Genomic DNA, 19,375 nt, shown 5'->3' on the forward strand with positions numbered 1-19,375 from the left:
TGCAGGCCGCTGTCCTGCAGCAACAGCATCAGCGCGCCGTCCACCGAATAGGCGCCCATCACGGGCTGGGAGTATTGGCCGGCGACCAGGCCGGTCTCGTACAGCACCGAATACTGCGTCAATTCGCTGTAGCGCGTCAGGGCCTCGTGCAGCGGCAGGCGCGGAATGTCGAAGGCGACACGGGCAGGCTCGTGCCGCGGGGCCTGCACCTGCGCGCCGGCCGGCGTTGCGGCCTGGGCGGAAGAAGGCAGCAGGCAGGACGCGGCCATGCCGAGGCAGGCTTGGGCCATGCGCATCAACCTCGCGACGCCCGGCATGGCGCAGGCATACGAACGGCCGCGAAAGCGCGGAAACACGGCAGCGCGAGGATCATGGTGCGGGCGGCGGGCCGGACAGGCCTGTCTGAAGCCGGGGGACCCGGCATCGTACGAATCTAAGGTTAACGTCAGGTTACAGCTGCGCGTCCACGCGCGGCCTCACACGGTGATGTCGACCAGATCCCAGCGCGGCCGCACCGTGAAGGCGTGGCCATCCTCGCGCAACTCGGCCAGGCCGGCCTTGACGCGCTCGGCAGCGGCATAGGCGATCATCGCGCCGTTGTCCGTGCACAGCGACAGCGGCGGGAAATAGGCCTGCGCCTTCAATTTGCCCAGCTCGCGGGCCAGGTGCGCGCGCAACAGGCTGTTGGCCCCTACCCCGCCCGCCACCACCAGGCGGCGCAATTTGGTCTGTTTCAGCGCGCGGATGGCCTTGGCGGCCAGCACGTCGACGATGGCCGCCTGGGTGGCCGCCGCCAGATCGGCGCGCGTCTGCTCATCCAGCCCGCCCGCCTGCTCGGCCGCCTTCACGCGAGTGAGCACGGCGGTCTTCAGGCCGCTGAAGCTGAAATCCAGGTCGCCGCTGTGCAGCATGGGCCTCGGCAGTTCGAAGCGGGTGGCGTCGCCCTTCTCGGCCATGCGCGACAGCGCCGGCCCGCCCGGGTAACCCAGGCCCATCAGCTTGGCCGACTTGTCGAAGGCCTCGCCGGCCGCGTCGTCCAGCGTCTCGCCCAGCAGTTCATAGCGCCCCACCCCATCGACCCGCATCAATTGGGTATGGCCGCCCGACACCAGCAGCGCCACGAAGGGGAACTCCGGCTTGGGATCGGCCAGCAGCGGCGACAGCAGATGCCCTTCCAGGTGATGGATGCCGATGGCCGGACGGCCCAGCGACCACGCCAGCGACTGCGCCACGCTGGCGCCCACCAGCAGCGCGCCGGCCAGGCCCGGGCCCGCCGTGTAGGCCACCGCGTCGACGTCCGACAGTTGCAGGTCGGCTTCCTGCAGCACCTGGCGGGTCAGCGGCACCACACGGCGGATGTGGTCGCGCGAGGCCAGTTCGGGCACGACACCGCCGTATTCCTGGTGCATGGCGATCTGCGTGTGCAGGGCGTGCGACAGCAGGCCACGTTCGGTACAGACCGCGGCCACGCCGGTCTCGTCGCAGGAGCTTTCGAATCCGAGGATGATCATGGGCACGGATTTTACAACTGGTGCGAGAATACCGGCTTGACAGCCGCGCCCACGCGGCCCCACGCACGGACGTCGGCACGCACCGCGGCTGGCACTCATCACGGGAACGAAGGGGACCTGACCAACATGCTCGAGAAGCTATTCCGCCTGCGCGAGCACGGCACCACCGCGCGCACCGAGATCATCGCCGGGATCACGACGTTCCTGACGATGTCCTACATCATCTTCGTCAATCCCGACATCCTGTCGTCCACCGGCATGGACCGCAACGCGGTGTTCGTGGCCACCTGCCTGGCCGCCGCGCTGGGCACGCTCATCATGGCGTTCGTGGCCAACTGGCCCATCGGCATGGCGCCCGGCATGGGCCTGAACGCCTTCTTCGCCTTCGGCGTGGTCAAGGGCATGGGCTACACCTGGGAACAGGCGCTGGGCGCGGTGTTCATCTCGGGCATCATCTTCCTCATCCTGACGCTGACGGGCGTGCGCGCCTGGCTGATAAAGGGCATTCCGCATTCGCTGCGCAGCGCCATCGCCGCCGGCATCGGGTTGTTCCTGGCCATCATCGCGCTGTCCAGTTCGGGCATCGTGGTGCCCAACCCGGCCACCAAGGTGGCGCTGGGCGACCTGCGCCAGCCCGGCCCGCTGTTCGCCGTGCTGGGCTTCTTCATCATCGCCAGTTTGGATGCCCTGCGCGTGCGCGGCGCCATCCTCATCGGCGTGCTGGCCGTCACGGTGCTGTCCATGGCGCTGGGCTACAACGAGTTCCGGGGCGTGTTCTCCGCGCCGCCTAGCCTGGCCCCGACGTTCCTGCAACTGGACATCCTGGGCGCGCTGCATACCGGCTTCGTCCATGTCATCATCGTTTTCGTGCTGGTCGAGGTATTCGACGCCACCGGCACGCTGATGGGCGTGGCCAAGCGCGCCAACCTGATTCCCGAAGACCGGCCCAACCGCCTGGGCCGCGCGCTGTTCGCCGACAGCACCGCCATCGTGGCGGGCTCGATGCTGGGCACCAGCAGCACCACCGCCTATGTGGAAAGCGCCTCTGGCGTGCAGGCCGGCGGCCGCACGGGACTGACCGCGCTGGTGGTGGCGCTGCTGTTTCTGGCCGCCTTGTTCATCTCGCCGCTGGCGGGCTCCGTGCCGGCCTACGCCACCGCGCCTGCCCTGCTGTACGTGGCCGGCCTGATGATGCGCGAGCTGATCGACATCGACTGGGACGACGTCACCGAGGCCACGCCGGCCGCGCTCACCGCGCTCATCATGCCGTTCACGTACTCCATCGCCAACGGCCTGGCCTTCGGTTTCATCAGCTATGCGGTGCTCAAGGCCTGCACCGGCCGCATCCGCCAGGTGCATCCGGCCACGTGGCTGGTGGCCGCGCTGTTCGTGGTCCGGTTCGCGTTCTTCCCCGAATGAGCGCGCCTGCCGTCCGCATGCGCGGTCCGCGAACAGGCTAACGCCGTCATATACCCAGGCTATCGACCCGGCCGCCCGCAAGGTTGCTCGGGTCCCTGGTTGATTTCGCCGATACACTCTCCATATGAATCACAGGCGGGGCGCGCATGCCGCGCCGCCCGGCCGGGCGCCCTGCCGGCTGTCCCGCCGCGCATCCCGCCGTTCTCTTGCAGAGGTATCCATGACCGTCCTGGCCAACGTGCCCTTTTCCGTGCTCGACCTGGCGCCCATCGTCCAGGATGGCAGCGCCGCCGATGCCTTCCGCAACACGGTGGCCCTGGCGCAGCATGTCGAGAAGCTGGGCTACAACCGCTTCTGGCTGGCCGAGCATCACAACATCCCCGGCATCGCCAGCAGCGCCACCGCCGTGCTCATCGGCCACGTGGCCAGCCACACCACCACGCTGCGTGTCGGCTCGGGCGGCATCATGCTGCCCAACCACGCCCCGCTGATCATCGCCGAACAGTTCGGTACGCTCGAAACCCTCTACCCCGGCCGCATCGACCTGGGCCTGGGCCGCGCGCCGGGCAGCGACGGCGCCACGCAGCATGCGCTGCGCCGGGGTCCGCGCAGCGGCCTCGAATTCCCGGCGCTACTGGACGAGTTGCGCGCCTTCCTGGCGCCCGCCCAACCCGGCCAGCCCGTGCGCGCCATTCCCGGCGCCGGCCTGGACAGCATTCCCATCTGGCTGCTGGGCTCCAGCGATTTCAGTGCGCGCCTGGCGGCCGAGCTGGGCCTGCCCTTCTCGTTCGCGGGCCACTTCTCGCCCGAGGGCATGGCCGCCATGCGGCTGTACCGCCACCTGTTCAAGCCGTCCGAGATCCTCGACCGCCCGTACGCCATGATCGGCGTGCCGGTCATCGCGGCCGACACCGACGAAGCAGCCCGCTACCTGTCCACCACGCAGCAGTTGAAGTTCCTGTCGCTGGTGCGCGGCAACCGCCTGGCGCTGCAGCCGCCGGTCGACAGCATGGACGGCCTGTGGAACGAATGGGAACGCCAGGCGGTCCACCAGAAGCTGGCGGCGTCCATCGTGGGCGGACCCGACACGGTGCGCCAGAAGCTGGAAGCCCTGGTCGCGCAGACCGAGGCCGACGAGGTGATGATCGTGTCCGACTTCCATCGCCTGGAAGACCGGCTGCGCTCGTACGAGATCGTGGCCTCGCTCAAGGGCGAGCGCGCCAGCTCGCAGGATCCGGCGTCCTGTCTGCCGGCCTGAAGTCCCTGAATCGCATGGTTGCGGCTGGCGGGCACGTCAGTTGCGGCACCCATCGCGGCGCGCCGAAGTTCGCCGCGTACAACCGGGCCGGCCCGCCGGCCCCCACTTCCGCGTCCGGCGCGGCAAGGATGGCGTTATGAGCATCGTAGAACTCACCAAGGATTCCTTCCAGGAAGCCATTACCCCCGACGGCACCCTGATCGTCGATTTCTGGGCCCCGTGGTGCGGCCCGTGCAAGGGCTTCGCGCCTGTTTTCGAACAGGCCGCCACGGAACATGCCGACGTCACGTTCGCCAAGGTGAACACCGATGTCGAACAGGAACTGGCCGGCGCGCTGGGCATCCGCTCGATCCCCACGCTGATGGTGTTCCGCGAGCAGGTGCTGCTGTTCTCGCAACCCGGCGCCCTGAGCGCGGGGCAGTTGAACGAACTGCTGGGCAAGATCAAGGAAGTGGACATGACCCAGGTCCACAAGGATATCGCCGACGCCCGCGCGAAATCCGACGGCGCGGACGGCGCCCAGGCCTGATGGGCACGGCCGGGTCCGGCCTGCGGGCCGGGCCTGGTCGCTCGGCCCGAAAGTGATCGGGCCCGCCCAGCCGGCGCACGGCAGCACTTTTCGGGTCTGGGCGCGCGGCCGTGGGCGCGTCACGACGGGTCCGTGCGCGCCTGTGCGCGCGTCACGATGAGACGCGCCACTCCCCCTTGCCGCGCGTGATGTTCGCCACGACCTGTTCGAGTTCGGCCAGCACGCCGCGCGGCACCTGCAAGGCCAGGTCCGCACCGTGTGCGTCGAAGGTCTCGCCCGCTATCGTCACGCCCCCCTGCGCCAGCCTGGCGCGCAGCAGCGGCAGTTCGGCGAAGTCGCATCGGCAACGCACGTCCACGGTTTCGATGATCTCCACCCGCTCGCCCAGCCGCAGGCAGTTCGCCGCGCAGCCTCCGTAGGCCCGCACCAGTCCGCCCGCCCCCAGCTTGACGCCACCGAACCAGCGCACCACCAGCACCGCCACGCGGTCCAGCCCCTGGCCGTCGATGGCCTGCAGGATGGGACGGCCCGCCGTGCCCCCGGGCTCGCCGTCGTCGTTGCTGCGGTACTCGTTGCCGATGCGATAGGCCCAGCAATTGTGCGTGGCGGCGGGATCGCCATGGCGCGCGAACAGCGCCATCGCCTCGTCGATCGAGGCCACCGGCCCCGCGACGGCCAGGAATCGGCTTTTCTTGATCTCTTCTTCGTGCGTGCAGAGGGAGGCCAGCGTGTGCGTCATGGCGCGGATTGTAAGCGCGGCGGCGCGGCGAAGCTGTCCCGTGCCGCCCCAGCGGCCTGAGCATCGCTCAGCCGTGGCAGTCCGGCACTTCCTGGTCCAGATAGACGTCGAACGCCACGTCGCGCGCCCATTTGTCCGTCATGGCCTTCCAGGCGCCGTCGCGGCGCCATTCGCGCATGGCCTCGGCCAGCAGTCCGGCCTGCCCGCCTTGCGAAGCCACCAGCCAGACGCGCTCGGCGCGCGGCCCTTCCAGCGTCAGGGTGGACGAGAACTTCTTCCACTCGGGATAGCGCATCAGCGGCGCCCATACCGCGTCGTCGATCACGGCGACGTCGCAGGCGCCCTCGCGCGTGGCCACCAGCGCATCGGATGGCACACGATGCGTGCGCACGGTGGCGCCCGACTGCCTGGCCAGTTCCTGCGCCTGCACCGCGGCGGACGACATGCAGACGCTGCGGCCCTTCACGTCCTGCCAGCGCCGCATGGCGGTGTCGTTGCGGATGACGGCCTGCGGACGGGTCACGTAGCCCGAAGGCACCCGCGCCACCTCTGGCGCCTGCGCACCGGGGGACGACTGCCCTTCGAGCTGGCTCGCCAGCACGGCGTCGACCTCACCGGCAGCCAGCAGCCTCGCGGCCTCGCCGGCATCGACCTGCCGCAACGTCACGGGCAAGTCCAGCTTCTGACCCAGCCGTTCCGCCATCAGGGCATCCAGGCCATCCGGGGTACGGATCTTGGCGCCGGCCGCGGGCGGCGGCGCCAGGTACGGCACGCCGATCACCAGCGTGCCGCGCGCCCGCGCCCTGGCGAACGCGGCCTCGGACGCGGCCGGCTCGGCGGCATCGGCATGCGGCATGGCGAACGGCGCCACCGCGCCGCCCGCCAGCCAGGCGCCCAGCAGCAACGCGGCCACGCCGCCCGCCATCCGGGCCTTGCCTGCACGAATCGACACCAGGCGCCGCATGATCAAAGCCCCGTCAGACGTACTGATAACGCAGCAGGCGGTGCTTGAGCCGCTCCAGCACCAGTTGGTCGATCAACGCCGCCAGCACCGCGATGACCAGGATATTGGCCATCACGCCGGTCATGTCGGCGATCTCGCCCGAATAGGCCAGCGAACGGCCCAGGCCCTTGCCGAAGCCGATCAGCATCTCGGCCGAGATCAGCGCGCGCCAGGCATTGCCGAACGCCAGCTGCGCGCCGGTGATCAGCTCTGGCATGACCGCCGGCAGGTACACCCGCTTGACCAGGTCCCAAGGCGTGGCGCCCATGACGCGCGCCGCGGACACGTGCACGCGCTGCACCGATTCCGTGGCGTTCATCACGCTGAGCGCGGCCGGGAAGAATGCCGACAGCGCCACCACGATGATGATGGGCGTATTGCCGAAGCCCATCACGATCAGGAACAGCGGCACCCAGGCGATCGACGGAATCGCCTGCAGGATGACGATGGCGCTGCGCAGCACCTCGCGGAAGAACACCAGCAGCGCGGCCACCAGGCCGAAGCCGATACCGGCAGCCAGCGCCAGGCCGTAGCCCAGGCCCAGGCGGCTGAGGGTGCCGGACAGGCTCTGGTGGAAGTTGTCCTTGCCCAGCTCTTCGACCAGGCGGCCCAGCACCGTGGGCACGCCCGGCATCAGGAAGTCGGGCAGCATCCAGGCGGCGGCCTGCCACAGCAGGAAGATGAAGGCCACGCCCAGCACCCCGGCGAGGGTCTTGCGCAGCCCTGTCACGCGGGTCGAAGTGCTCAAAGCTTGCGAGCCTCTTGCCAGGACAGATCGACGATGCTGGAGACGTCGTACGGCTTGCCGTCACGGGTCTTCAGCGCGCCCTGGGCTTGCAGGATGTCAGCGATCTCCTGCATGCGGGCCGTGTCCTTGTCCGTCAGCTTGGGCGTGAACACCTGCGTGCCGATGGCTTCGCTGATGACGGTGTCGCGAGGCAGTTCGCCGCGCTTGAGGGTCTTGAGCGTCGGCTCGGCGATGAAGTACGAGGAAATCAGCTTGGCGGCTTCATTGGGCTGTTTCTGCAGCAGGTGGGTGGCCTGCAACTGGGCGTCCAGGGCCTTCCACACGTCGTCCTTGCGCTTGGACAAGACCTCGCCCGAGGTGATCACCACCATGCACGGGAACGGCCACGACTGGCCCACTTCATAGATCTGCTTGACCGGCGCGACCAGTTGCGCAATGCGGTCATAGGGTTCGAACAGGAAAGCGGCGTCCACGCGCTTGCCCACCAGCGACTGCACGGCCACGGCCGGGCTGACGCCCATGATGTTCACGTCGTCGGCCGACAGGTTGCCCTGCTTGAGCACCACACCCTTGAACACCACGTCGGCGGTGCTGCCTTCGCTTTGCGAGGCCAGGGTCTTGCCTTTCAGGCCGGCGATGTCCTTCACGCCGGCATCGTCGCGCACCACCAGCGAGTGGTAGCCCTGCTGCGCGCCGCCCACCACTTTCAGGTCCGCGCCCTTCGAGGCCCAGGCCACGGCGTTGGTGAAACCCAGCACGCCGATGTCCATCTGGCCGCCCACGATGGCCTTGATCAGGTCGGTGCCCGACTTGAACTCGACCAGTTCGGTGTCCAGGCCGGCCTTCTGATAGTAGCCGCCTTCCTGGGCCACGATGGCCTGGGCGTCGTCCATGACGCGCAGGTAGCCCACGCGGAACTTGTCGGCGGCCATGGCCGGACCGGCGGCCAGCAGCGCGGCGGCCAATGACAGCGAAATCGAGTGCTTGATCTTCATGATGAGGACTCCTCGGTAATGGGGCAGCCACGCCGATGGCGGGCAGAATCGTTATGGGGTGATGAAAGGACGGCGTGCTGGCGGTTGCAGCGACGTTCAGGCGGTCAGCGCGGCATCGTCCTGCTCGGCGCCATGGCCGCCGACGGCGATGCCCAGCAGGCGCAGGATCTCGCGCTTCTCGCCGGCCAGGTCGGCCAGGTCGTGCGTCTTGGTGCGGTGCGCCAGGTTGAACTCGCGCAGCACGCGCGCCGGGCGCGGGCTGAACACCACGATGCGGTCGGCCAGGAACAGCGCCTCGTCCACGTCATGGGTGACCAGCAGCACGGTGGGCTTTTCCTGCTCGATCAGCTGGCGCAGCACATCCTGCAGGCTCAGGCGCGTCAGCGCGTCCAGCGCGCCGAAGGGCTCGTCCATCAGCATGGTCTGCGGCTTGGCGATGAACGCGCGGGCCAGCGCCGCGCGCTGGCGCATGCCGCCGGACACCTGATGCGGAAAATACCCTTCGAAGCCGCCCAGGCCGACACGTTCGAGCCAGGCCACGGCCTGCTCGCGCGCCCGCGCCTTGGGCACCCGCTGGAACTCCAGCGCCAGCGACACATTGTCGCGCAGCGTCAGCCACGGATACAGCGCATGCTCCTGGAACACCAGCGTCCGGCTGGGATGCGGCCCTTGCACCGGCTTGCCATCGGCCAGCACGCTGCCCTCGGAGGCCTTCTCCAGGCCGGCCGCCAGATGCAGCAGCGTGGATTTGCCGCAGCCCGACGGACCGACCAGCGCGACCAGTTCACCGGTCTTGAATTCGCTGGAAAAGCCGTCCACCACTTGCAGCGAGCCGAAGCGCTTGTGGACGTGGTCGAAAGTCAGATTCATGAGGCAGGCCGGGTGAGGACAAATTTGGTCACATGGCACTCTACCTACACGGCATATGAGAGAAAACTATATTTCCATCATTTATTAATAGCTTTTAGAAATATAGAGATCTTCTGAAGCCTGGTTCGCAGGGTCAAGGATTGCGTTCTTGTGACGCCGCGCTCGTACCTGCGAAGTCCCGTCCTCGCCCTTTCGGGCTCCGGGCGCGACCTCTCCGGCACGCCCGCGGCTCACATCCACGTAATGCCGTGGCCTTTAAACACCCGCTTCAGGCGAAGCCCCGTATGTTTTACACCACTATCCAGGGGCCCTGGATCGATGACCCATCGTTGAACCCACGACGAACTTCCCCATGGATACGACATCCGCGTACTGAACGCTGTGCATGGGACGCGCCGGACACGAGACAACATGAGCCGGTGGCATGACGGAGAAGTCACGCCCGGAGCCCGAAAGGGCGAGGACGAGACTTCGCAGTTGTGCCACCGGCGCTCAAGAACTCAAAAACGACCACCCAAGCAAAACCACACTTCCCCGCAAACCGCACCTACGCAGGCACCGCTGCAGGCAAGAAAAAATCAATCCACCCCGCGCGACGCCAGGTACTCGTCGTACGTGCCGCGGTAATCGATGATCTGCCCATCGGGCATGATCTCGATCACGCGCGTGGCCAGACCCGACACGAATTCGCGGTCGTGCGAGACGAAGATCAGCGTACCCTTGTACTGCTCCAGGGCGAACTGCAGCGACTCGATCGACTCCATGTCCAGGTGGTTGGTCGGCTCGTCCAGCAGCATCACGTTGTGCCGGCCCAGCATCAGGCGGCCGAAGGTCATGCGGTTCTTTTCGCCGCCCGACAGCACCTTGGGGGCCTTGGGCAGGTCGTCGCCCGAGAACAGCAGGCGGCCCAGCACCGAACGGATGGCCTGGTCGTCGTCACCCTGCTGGCGATGGCTGGTCATCCAGTCGAACAGGTTGATGTCTGTCTGCTGGAACTGGTCGGACACGTCCTGAGCCATGTAGCCCCGGTCGGCATTCTCCGACCACTTCAGCATGCCGCCGCTGGGCTCCAGGTCTTCGGCCAGCAGGCGCAGCAGCGTGGTCTTGCCCACGCCGTTGGCGCCGATGATGGCGATCTTCTCGCCCGCCTCGATCATGGCCGAGAAACTCTTGATGACCGGCGTGGTGTCGTAGGTCTTGGACAGGTTCTCGATCGTGACGGCCAGGCGGTGCATCGGCTTGGACTGCTCGAAGCGGATGTACGGGTTCTGGCGCGACGACGGCTTGACCTCGACCTGCTCGGCCTTGATGCGGTCGATCTGCTTCAGGCGCGAAGTGGCCTGGCGGGCCTTGGACTTGTTGGCCGAGAAGCGTCGCACGAAGTCCTGCAGCTCGGCCACGCGTTCCTTGGCCTTGGCGTTGTTCGCGTTCAGGCGCTCGCGGGCCTGCGTCGAAGCCAGCATGTAGTCGTCGTAGTTGCCCGGATACACACGCAGTTCGCGGAAATCCAGGTCGGCCATGTGCGTGCACACCTGGTTCAGGAAGTGGCGATCGTGGCTGATGATGATCATCGTGCTTTGATAGCTGTTCAGCACGTCTTCCAGCCAGCGGATCGTGTTGATGTCCAGGTTGTTGGTCGGTTCGTCCAGCAGCAGCACGTCGGGATTGGAGAACAGGGCCTGCGCCAGCAGCACACGCAGCTTCCAGCCCGGCGCGATCTCGCGCATCGGCAGGTTGTGCTGGTCGACGGCGATTTCCAGGCCCAGCAGCAGCTCGCCGGCGCGCGCCTCGGCGGTGTAGCCGTCGAACTCGGCGAACTTGGCCTCGAGGTCGGCCGCGCGCATGTAGTCGTCTTCCGTGGCCTCGGGGTTCGCGTAGATGGCGTCGCGCTCGGACATGGCGGCCCACATCTCGGTGTGGCCCATCATCACGACGTCGAGCACGCGGACGTCTTCATAGGCGAACTGGTCCTGGCGCAGCTTGCCCAGGCGCACGCCGGGTTCGAGCGACACGTTGCCGCTGGTGGACTCGAGATCGCCGCCGATGATCTTCATGAACGTCGACTTGCCCGAGCCGTTGGCCCCGATCAGCCCGTACCGATTGCCTTCGCCGAATTTGACGCTGACGTTCTCGAAAAGGGGCTTGGGACCGAACTGGATGGTGAGGTTGGCAGTGGAGATCACGGTGGCAGGAAGCTCTTTGGACGGTTGCGGCCCGTCGGTGCGGATGCGATGGTGCATCGCAGCGGGGCGGCAGGACGAAACCCATGAGTTTACCAAGGCGGCGTTTCGGCTGCCTGCTTGGGAGCTTTTCTGGGCGAACTCGTGATCCCGTTCAGGGCGAAACAAGGGTTCTTGAGCGCCTGGGGCACAACTGCGGATTCTCGTCCTCGCGCTGCCGCGCTGCGGGCGCGAACCCTCCGTCATGCCCCAGGCTCAAGGCGTCTATTACTCACCATAAAACGCCCGCTGTTCGGCCAAACGAAGATCGCTCCACTGAAGACCTCCGCATGCTCAGCGCATCCCATCGAATCGGCGGCCGTCACTGCCCCCCTCTCTCCCCAGTCCCGACGCCCTCGTGCAGTACTCGCCGACTGACGCTGCTGCGCGCCGCGGAGGTTCCGGAGAGGTCGCGCCCGCAGCGCGAGAGCGCGAGGACGAGACTTCGCAGGGACCTCCGCGGCGCCAGAAGAACACTACCCGCCGCATGACGCGATTCCAAAACCATCGCCGAAAGCCATCAACCGTACGGCTCCCTTCCCCAGGGTTATTCCCGACCACCAGCTTATTGTCAGATTTCTTTCAGAAAGCTTTAATCGTCATGCGGCTCCCCATTGCATCCATGCATAGGCATCAACAAGGAAAACCACCGAGCCGCCCGAGACGCCCGCAGCACGTCCGGACAAGAGACAACACATCCTCGCAGTAACAACAAGCTGGTCCATGTAGTCCATCCAGGAGACAACGAACCATGCAACACGTTACGCAGTCCCGCCGCAAATTCATTTCTGGCGCCACCGCCGTCGCGGGCACGGCGGCCTTGGGCTTTCCCGCCATCGTCAGCGCCCAGACGCCCGTCAGCCTGCGCTTCCAGAGCACCTGGCCCGCCAACGACATCTTCCACGAGTTCGCCACCGACTACGCCAAGAAGGTCAACGACATGGCGGGCGGCCAGTTGAAGATCGAGGTGCTGCCCGCCGGCGCGGTGGTCAAGGCCTTCGACCTGCTGGATGCCGTGTCGGCCGGCACGCTCGATGGCGGCCACGGCGTGGTGGCCTATTGGTACGGCAAGAACACCGCGGTCGCGCTGTGGGGCTCGGGCCCCTCGTTCGGCATGGACGCCAACCAGTTGCTGGCCTGGCATGAATACGGCGGCGGCAAGGAGCTGCTGCAGGAAATCCAGAAGGCCATGGGCGTGAACGTGGTGTCGATGATGTACGGCCCGATGCCTACCCAGCCCTTCGGCTGGTTCAAGAAGCCGGTGACCAAGGTCGAGGACGTCAAGGGCCTGAAGTTCCGCACCGTCGGTCTGGCCATCGACATGTACAGCGCCATGGGCGCGGCCGTGAACGCCCTGCCCGGCGGCGAGATCGTGCCCGCGCTGGACCGCGGCCTGCTCGACGGCGCCGAGTTCAACAACGCCTCGTCCGACCTGTCGCTGGGCTTCGCCGACGTGTCCAAGATCTGCATGCTGCAGAGCTTCCACCAGAGCGCCGAGCAGTTCGAGGTCATGTTCAACAAGGCCAAGTACGACGCCCTGCCCGAACACCTGCGCCACCTGCTGCGCTACGCCGCGCAGGCCAGCAGCGCCGACATGTCCTGGAAGGCCGCGCAACGGTACTCGCAGGACTACATGAAGCTGCAGAACGACCACAACGTGAAGTTCTACAAGACGCCCGACGCCATCCTGCAGGCCCAGTTGAAGATCTGGGACGACATGATCGCCAAGCGCTCGGCCGAGAACCCGCTGTTCAAGAAAGTGCTGGACTCGCAGCGCGCCTTCGCCCAGCGCATCGGACGCTGGCACGGCGACACCTCGGTCAATTACCGGATGGCCTACAACCACTACTTCGCGCGCAGCAACAAGCCCGCGTAAGTCCCTCGGCCCGCGTCCCGCCGTACCGCCGCCGGCGCCTCGCCGGCTTCGGGCGGCATGGCGCGCGGCCGCCACGCCCTGCCCGGCCGCCCCGGCGGCAGCCTCCGCGCCGCATGCCGTGTCCGGGCGCCCACGCGTCTACACCGGGACGTCAGATGATCCGCTTCATACGTTTCATAGACCGCATCTCCACCTGGGTCGGCCAGGCCTTCGCCTGGCTGATCGTCGTGCTGACCCTGCACGTGTGCTGGGAGGTGGCCGCGCGCTACCTGCTGAACCAGCCCAGCGCCTGGGCCTTCGACATGCAGATGATGTATTACGGCATCCTCTTCATGATGGCCGGCGCCTACACCCTGGCCAAGAGCGGCCACGTGCGCGGCGACATCCTGTACGGCTTCCTGCCACCCCGCGTGCAGGCCACGCTCGACCTGATCCTGTACATCGCCTTCTTCATCCCGGGCGTGGTCGCCCTGGTGTGGGCAGGCTGGTACTACGCCGGCTACTCCATCGCCATCCGCGAGCACTCCTCGCTGATGGCCAACGGGCCGCCCATCTATCCCTTCAAGGCCTTCATTCCGCTGGCCGGCGCCGTACTGCTGCTGCAGGGCGTGGCCGAGATCCTGCGCTGCGTGCTCTGTCTGCAGCGCGGCGCGTGGCCGTCCCGCGAAGAGGACGTCGAGGAAGTCGACGTCGACAAGCTCAAGGAAATGGTGAACGTGAAAGACGAGGACATTGCCAAGCTGGACCGATACGCCGCCCAAGGGGAGCAGACCCGATGAAAATCAACAAGGCTTTGTGGTTCGGCCTGTCCTGCATCGGCCTGGTGCTGCTGATGATCGCGTTCCTCACGCCGTGGGGCAACCTGGAGACGGGGCACATCGGCCTCTTGATGCTGGCGCTGATCGTGGTGGCCATCATGCTGGGCTTTCCGACCGCGTTCACGCTGATGGGCATGGGCGTGCTGTTCACCTTCTTCGCGTATTTCATGCAAAGCGGCGACGGCGGCCGCTCGCTGGGCCAGACGCTGGACCTGATGGTGCAGCGGACCTACGCCACCATGACCAACGACTCGCTGATCTCGATTCCGCTGTTCGTGTTCATGGGTTATCTGGTCGAACGCGCCAACCTGATCGAGAAGCTGTTCCGCTCGATGCACCTGGCGCTGGCGCGCGTGCCGGGCGCCCTGGCGGTCGCCACACTGGCCACCTGCGCCATCTTCGCCACCGCCACCGGCATCGTCGGCGCGGTGGTCACGCTGATGGGCCTCTTGGCCATGCCCGCGATGATGAAGGCCGGCTACAGCGTGCGGCTGACGGCCGGCGCCATCACGGCGGGCGGCTGCCTGGGCATCCTGCTGCCGCCGTCGGTGATGCTGATCGTGTATGGCGCGACCACGGGCACCTCGGTCGTTCAGCTCTACGCCGGTGCGCTGTTTCCGGGTCTCATGCTCGCCGCGCTGTACATGCTGTACGTCATCATCGTGGCCAAGCTGCGGCCCGACATGGCCCCGCCGCTGCCCATGAGCGAACGCGGCGTGCCGCTGCCGCCGCAGTCCGAGGCGCTGGCGCGCGGCCCGCATCGCTACGCCGTTCCCGGCATGCTGTCGGCGCTGTTCAGCGCACGCCGCCCCCGGGAAGTGGGCGGCGGCTACGTGGCGCGCAACCTGTTGACCGCGATGCTGCCGCTGCTGGTGATCGCGCTGCTGGCCTGGTCGGTGCACAGGATGGTCACCACGCCGGCCGAGACCTACGATATTCCGGACGAGTTGCGGCTGGGGGCCAGCCAGTTCGATTCGGGGCTGGGAGAGCCTCCCACGGACGGTGGCCTGGCCGAGCCGCCGACGGAAGGAGGCCTGCAGGAACCGCCCGCCGAGGGCAGTTTGCAGGAGCCCCCTTCCGCGGACGGCGCGGCGGCCCTGTCCGAACCGCCCGGGGCCCCGCAGACCGGCGGCGTCTCGGAGCCGCCAGGCGCCCAGGCAGCGACGCCCGCATCCGCCAGCGCATCGGCCGCGGCAAACGCCGCCAGCGAGGCCGCCGACAATGAACGCCCTTCCGCGCCCCGAGGCTTCTGGATCTTCCTGGGCGTATGCGTCGCCATCCTGGCCGCCTTCTACGGCGTGCTGACCTGGGCGCGCCTGGAAATCTTCAAGATGCTGATGGGGTCGTTCTTCCCGCTGGCGGTGATGATCGCCGCCGTGCTGGGCTCCATCGCCTTCGGCCTGGCCACCCCCAGCGAGGCGGCGGCCATGGGCGCGATGGGCGGCGCGCTGCTGGCGCTGGCCTACCGGCGGCTGACCCTGCCCGTGCTGCGGGAATCGGTGTTCCTGACGGCCAAGACCAGCGCCATGGTGTGCTGGCTGTTCGTGGGCTCGTCGATCTTCTCGGCGGCCTTCGCGCTGCTGGGCGGCCAGAGCCTGATCGAGCAATGGGTACTGTCGCTGGGCCTGACACCCATCCAGTTCCTGCTGCTGGCCCAGGTCATCATCTTCCTGCTGGGCTGGCCGCTGGAGTGGACCGAGATCATCGTCATCTTCATGCCGATCTTCGTGCCGCTGCTCAATGCCTTCGGCATCGATCCGCTGTTCTTCGGCCTGCTGGTGGCGCTGAACCTGCAGACGGCCTTCCTGTCGCCGCCCGTGGCCATGTCGGCGTTCTACCTGAAGGGCGTGTCCCCGCCGCACGTCACGCTCAACCAGATCTTCCTGGGCATGATGCCCTTCATGGGCATCCAGGTCGTGGCCATCTTCCTGCTGTACATGTTCCCCGGCATCGGCATGTGGCTGCCGACGGTGCTATACCGGTGATTCACGTACAAAAACAGGAAGAGACGGACATGCTGCAAACCCTGGAAGTCGCTTACGGCCCGCAAACGGCCGTGGTCTGGATGAACCGCCCGGACCAGCGCAACGCGATGGACCCGCGCATGATCGCCGAGCTGACGGAGGTGTTCGGCACCCTGTCGCGCGATGGCGACGTACGCGCCATCGTGCTGGCCGGGCGCGGCAAGGCGTTCTGCGCCGGCGCCGACCTGAACCACATGCGCGCCAGCGCCTCGGCCCCGGCTGCCGAGAACCGCGCCGACGCCCTGGCGCTGACCACGCTGCTGCAATTGATCTACACCTGCCCCAAGCCCACCATCGCCCGTGTGCACGGCCATTGCCTGGCGGGCGGCATGGGCCTGGTGGCGGCCTGCGACATCGCGGTGGCGGCGCACGAAGCCCGTTTCGGGTTGTCCGAAACCCGGCTGGGCCTGATTCCGGCCATGATCTCGCCGTTCGTGCTGCGCGCTATCGGCGCGCGGGCGGCGGGCAGGTGGTTCCTGACGGGCGAGCAGTTCGACGCGGCCGAGGCCTGGCGGCTCGGGCTGGTGCATGAGCTGGCGCCGGCCGATGAGCTGGATGCGGGCGTCAACGAACTGCTGGGCGCCTTCATGATGACCTCGCCCGAAGCCGTGGCGGATTGCAAGGCGCTGGTGCGGGACGTGGCGGGTGCGCCGATCGACGATGCCTTGATGGAAGACGTGGCTGGGCGCCTGGCCTCGCGGCGCGCCAGCAACGATGCGCTGGAGGGGATGGCGTCGTTCCTGGAGAAGCGCAAGCCGGCGTGGGTGCCGGGACAGACCCAATAGCGAGCGGCGAACTCCGCCGATTGGGTTTATCTCGGCTCAGTGACCCACCCGCCTGTCATTTCTGCCTGGCAGGCGGATTGTCCTGAATGGACGTACGCTTGGGGTTGACAACGACCTGCTTGACCAGCGCATCCAGCTCCTTGCCGTGGTACAGATCCAGGCACTTCAGCATATCGAACCGCACACCTTTGACTTCCGACTCGGCCAGCGGATTGCGATAGTCACGGGCCAGATACGCATCGACCAAGGCATTCACGGCGTCCGGGCTCTTTTCCAGGTCGTAGTAGGTCCAATCCCTCAATGCGCTGATGCTGCTTCCCGCGTCCATGGCCGCACTCCTGTCGCCCTGGTAAGCCTTCGCCATGCAGGTTGCCAGCACCATGTCCTTGTAGTTCTGGGCATAGGTGCGCTCGGGCGCCCGGGGAGATTGCGGCTGGGTGCCTGCTGCGCTGCAAAGCGGTGCATGAAGCATGGCAGCCGCCACGATGCCGAACCAAAGCTTGTTCACGAAAGGCTCCAGAAAATTGGCTTGCGCTGTCCGGCAACCCGGTGCAAATTCGCGCCAGCCAGGAATTGCACGCAAACCGCGGTCAGGCGTCGCGGGTGCCGCGCCACGAAGCCCATCCCAGCGACTCGCGGGTATTCCTCAGCGACAGATAGAACAACAAAGAACTCAAGCAAAGCACGAAAACGGCCCAGGACAGAAACAAGCAAGGCAACAACCGTTCCCGTCCCTCGATCGTTTCTCGTAGCAGCACTTCTCTCTCGTATCCTGGCAGGGGCCTGCCCTGGACTGCAGCTCCAGCGTCAGGAATTCCGCGCCGAAAAATGATGGGCAGGTGCTGTAGACGGCAGCCACTTCTGCCAAGTCCTGCAGCCTGCGCACGCTGGGCTTTGTCCGGCAATTCGCGCCGCCAAATCCAGAAAAAAGTTAACTAGAAATTGTCCAGCGACAGTTAGACGATGCCATTCTTGTTGTTCGAGGTAATTCGCATCGTTCCGGTATAGCGGTCTACGCCAACACAGTCCATTTTTCCCGGAATCCACATCATGCAGCTGGCCAACAAATTCAGGCAAATGAAGCCGAAAACATCCTGAACGACCTTGCAACTACAGGCCTTTCTTTGTTGCGTGACCAAGCCTTCCGGCAGGCCGGGCTGCGAAACCGTCGCCTCAGGCACCGTCATTCTTCACACCGCCTCGCGATTTCCTCAACGAAGCACGCAGACGAAGAGAACTCATGAAAACAACCAGCGCCATGAAAGGCATGGAGAAATACTCCAGCGTACTTTCTCGCGCCAGCTTCATTTCATATCTCAATTGACTCTCTTCGTATCCTGACAACGGCTGCCCGGACGCAGAGCGCAGTTCCAACGTCAAATTCTGGTGGTCCATGCCAATCTCGCACCGTTGGTAAACCGCCGTGACCGTCTCAACGCCCATGAGCGGGCGCAGAGCAGGCTTGATGCCACAACCCGCCAATCCATATATGTCGCGCGAGCAATCCAGGATGAGCTTGTCCAGACGAAGATCGATGCTTCCGCTCTTTTTGCTCGATTCAATCGAGACGATGCCCGAAGCCGTCTTTCGCTCGGGATCACAGACGAGGTCGCCGGGTATCCATAGCATCCAGGCGAAGAACACATTGAACAGGACAAAGCCGGCAATACTGGCTGCAACCTGTCGCCCACGATTTTCCTTCACTTCATCCCCACTGCGGCCAACCCCCAAACCTGGACCCAGGCAAACCAGAATCCGGAGCAACCATCACTCTGCATCCCGTTCTTCCCTAAGCCTCCTGATGGCGGATCGAAAATCAAAAACCGTATATAAAAACACGCCCACTATGAAGTAAAAGCCAACGTGGTTTCCAAGAAAATCCTCCATATTCCGTCGATCCTGTTCCATCGTACGTCTGTCATACCCTTGCAGTACTCGACCGTTCGACCGAAGCTCTACCGTCAGTCTTTCCACGCCGAATGTCGAGGGGCACTCTCGATACACGGCCGTCGCTTGGCCTACATCCTTGAGACGCTCGACGGATGGCTTGATTGGACAATTAGCGATCCCTATTCCACTGAACGAGCAGTTGACAAGAAAATTGCCCAGAGACAGATAGTGGTTTCCATTCTTGTTATCTGAGGACACCCGGACGGTTCCGGAGTACTGCTTTTCCTCCAGGCTGCAATCAGCCTTTTCCGGAATCCACATCATGTATATGGCAATGAAGTTCAGGACAAAGAATCCGAATACGTGTTTCGCAACCTGCCGGCGGAACTTTTTCTTCTTTTGCTCTGGCGATACGGGAACCAGGCTCTCGGAAGGTTTTTCAGAAAAAGCCATGAAAATTCAACAAAGACCGGAAGCTTGAAAAATCATGTTCACCGGAGACTGTGACATTGGACTATTTTTAGAAACAAGATGACATATAAGAATTCCAATGAAAGCTGAACGAAAGAATGAAATTATCGTGACAGTACGGTCGGACCGGCGCCCGCAGGAATGCGCCCATGCTGGCCAGACCATAAAAAACACGGCCACCCGAAGGTGGCCGTGCTTTACGGAAATCAGCGAGGCAAGC

At 65.6% G+C, this 19,375-nt stretch carries 19 protein-coding genes; 7 read left to right on the forward strand and 12 right to left on the reverse strand.

Annotation, left to right across the window (positions count from 1 at the left end; all coding sequences use genetic code 11):
- Together A7W11_RS28310 and tsaD are read right to left on the reverse strand one after the other, a co-directional pair.
- A partial coding sequence (locus tag A7W11_RS28310) for an STN domain-containing protein (protein WP_218188627.1) occupies positions 1–290 on the reverse strand: 290 nt, incomplete at its 3' end.
- 186 nt (positions 291–476) lie between these two features.
- Positions 477–1,511, reverse strand: coding sequence for a tRNA (adenosine(37)-N6)-threonylcarbamoyltransferase complex transferase subunit TsaD (gene tsaD, locus A7W11_RS22445; protein WP_066419586.1), 1,035 nt, complete (start codon positions 1,509–1,511; stop codon positions 477–479).
- 126 nt (positions 1,512–1,637) lie between these two features.
- Here tsaD and A7W11_RS22450 point away from each other — a divergent pair, with 126 nt between their 5' ends.
- The 3 genes from A7W11_RS22450 (at position 1,638) to trxA (ending at position 4,717) form a co-directional block, all read left to right on the forward strand.
- Positions 1,638–2,930, forward strand: a complete 1,293-nt coding sequence (locus A7W11_RS22450; protein ID WP_066419587.1) for an NCS2 family permease — start codon at positions 1,638–1,640, stop codon at positions 2,928–2,930.
- 220 nt (positions 2,931–3,150) lie between these two features.
- Positions 3,151–4,188: an LLM class flavin-dependent oxidoreductase gene (locus A7W11_RS22455; RefSeq protein ID WP_066419592.1), complete on the forward strand. Its 1,038-nt coding sequence runs from the start codon at positions 3,151–3,153 to the stop codon at positions 4,186–4,188.
- 136 nt (positions 4,189–4,324) lie between these two features.
- The gene (trxA, locus tag A7W11_RS22460; RefSeq protein ID WP_066419594.1) at positions 4,325–4,717 is read left to right on the forward strand and encodes a thioredoxin; all 393 of its coding nucleotides are present in this window, start codon (positions 4,325–4,327) and stop codon (positions 4,715–4,717) included.
- A 151-nt stretch (positions 4,718–4,868) separates the two neighbouring features.
- Here trxA and A7W11_RS22465 read toward each other — a convergent pair whose 3' ends face one another.
- The 6 genes from A7W11_RS22465 to A7W11_RS22490 form a co-directional block, all read right to left on the reverse strand.
- Positions 4,869–5,456 (reverse strand): IMPACT family protein, encoded by a 588-nt coding sequence (locus A7W11_RS22465; protein WP_066419596.1) that lies wholly within the window; start codon positions 5,454–5,456, stop codon positions 4,869–4,871.
- Between the two features lie 67 nt (positions 5,457–5,523).
- Positions 5,524–6,312: a type 2 periplasmic-binding domain-containing protein gene (locus tag A7W11_RS22470; RefSeq protein ID WP_235816983.1), complete on the reverse strand. Its 789-nt coding sequence runs from the start codon at positions 6,310–6,312 to the stop codon at positions 5,524–5,526.
- Positions 6,313–6,433: 121 nt separating this feature from the next.
- Positions 6,434–7,207 carry an ABC transporter permease gene (locus A7W11_RS22475; RefSeq protein WP_066419601.1) on the reverse strand — a complete coding sequence of 258 codons (774 nt, stop codon included), beginning with the start codon at positions 7,205–7,207 and terminating at the stop codon, positions 6,434–6,436.
- Complete coding sequence (locus tag A7W11_RS22480; RefSeq protein ID WP_066419603.1) at positions 7,204–8,202, reverse strand: ABC transporter substrate-binding protein; 999 nt, start codon at positions 8,200–8,202, stop codon at positions 7,204–7,206. The genes A7W11_RS22475 and A7W11_RS22480 overlap by 4 nt, the downstream gene beginning before the upstream one ends.
- 96 nt (positions 8,203–8,298) lie before the next feature.
- The gene (locus tag A7W11_RS22485; protein WP_066134204.1) at positions 8,299–9,072 is read right to left on the reverse strand and encodes an ABC transporter ATP-binding protein; all 774 of its coding nucleotides are present in this window, start codon (positions 9,070–9,072) and stop codon (positions 8,299–8,301) included.
- A 578-nt stretch (positions 9,073–9,650) separates the two neighbouring features.
- Positions 9,651–11,255, reverse strand: a complete 1,605-nt coding sequence (locus A7W11_RS22490; protein ID WP_066421602.1) for an ABC-F family ATPase — start codon at positions 11,253–11,255, stop codon at positions 9,651–9,653.
- Positions 11,256–12,042: 787 nt separating this feature from the next.
- Here A7W11_RS22490 and A7W11_RS22495 point away from each other — a divergent pair.
- The 4 genes from A7W11_RS22495 (at position 12,043) to A7W11_RS22510 (ending at position 16,794) form a co-directional block, all read left to right on the forward strand.
- Positions 12,043–13,167: a TRAP transporter substrate-binding protein gene (locus A7W11_RS22495; RefSeq protein ID WP_066419605.1), complete on the forward strand. Its 1,125-nt coding sequence runs from the start codon at positions 12,043–12,045 to the stop codon at positions 13,165–13,167.
- A gap of 155 nt (positions 13,168–13,322) precedes the next feature.
- Positions 13,323–13,946, forward strand: coding sequence for a TRAP transporter small permease subunit (locus A7W11_RS22500; protein ID WP_066419606.1), 624 nt, complete (start codon positions 13,323–13,325; stop codon positions 13,944–13,946).
- The gene (locus A7W11_RS22505) at positions 13,943–15,970 is read left to right on the forward strand and encodes a TRAP transporter large permease subunit (RefSeq protein WP_066419608.1); all 2,028 of its coding nucleotides are present in this window, start codon (positions 13,943–13,945) and stop codon (positions 15,968–15,970) included. Before A7W11_RS22500 ends, A7W11_RS22505 begins: the two co-directional genes overlap by 4 nt.
- A 29-nt stretch (positions 15,971–15,999) precedes the next feature.
- Positions 16,000–16,794 (forward strand): enoyl-CoA hydratase/isomerase family protein, encoded by a 795-nt coding sequence (locus A7W11_RS22510; RefSeq protein ID WP_066419609.1) that lies wholly within the window; start codon positions 16,000–16,002, stop codon positions 16,792–16,794.
- Positions 16,795–16,849: 55 nt separating this feature from the next.
- On the opposite strand, the gene A7W11_RS22515 is transcribed toward A7W11_RS22510, so the two are convergent.
- The 4 genes from A7W11_RS22515 to A7W11_RS28150 form a co-directional block, all read right to left on the reverse strand.
- Positions 16,850–17,266: a type VI secretion system amidase immunity protein Tai4 gene (locus tag A7W11_RS22515; RefSeq protein WP_082887517.1), complete on the reverse strand. Its 417-nt coding sequence runs from the start codon at positions 17,264–17,266 to the stop codon at positions 16,850–16,852.
- 484 nt (positions 17,267–17,750) lie between these two features.
- Positions 17,751–17,981 carry a hypothetical protein gene (locus A7W11_RS22520; RefSeq protein WP_066419612.1) on the reverse strand — a complete coding sequence of 77 codons (231 nt, stop codon included), beginning with the start codon at positions 17,979–17,981 and terminating at the stop codon, positions 17,751–17,753.
- Positions 17,968–18,498: a hypothetical protein gene (locus A7W11_RS22525; RefSeq protein WP_156523204.1), complete on the reverse strand. Its 531-nt coding sequence runs from the start codon at positions 18,496–18,498 to the stop codon at positions 17,968–17,970. The genes A7W11_RS22520 and A7W11_RS22525 overlap by 14 nt, the downstream gene beginning before the upstream one ends.
- A 63-nt stretch (positions 18,499–18,561) precedes the next feature.
- On the reverse strand, positions 18,562–19,137 hold the full coding sequence (locus tag A7W11_RS28150; RefSeq protein WP_156523205.1) for a hypothetical protein: 576 nt from the start codon (positions 19,135–19,137) through the stop codon (positions 18,562–18,564).
- Positions 19,138–19,375 lie beyond the last annotated feature (238 nt).

Source organism: Bordetella ansorpii, from assembly GCF_900078315.1.
GTDB lineage: Bacteria > Pseudomonadota > Gammaproteobacteria > Burkholderiales > Burkholderiaceae_B > Bordetella > Bordetella ansorpii.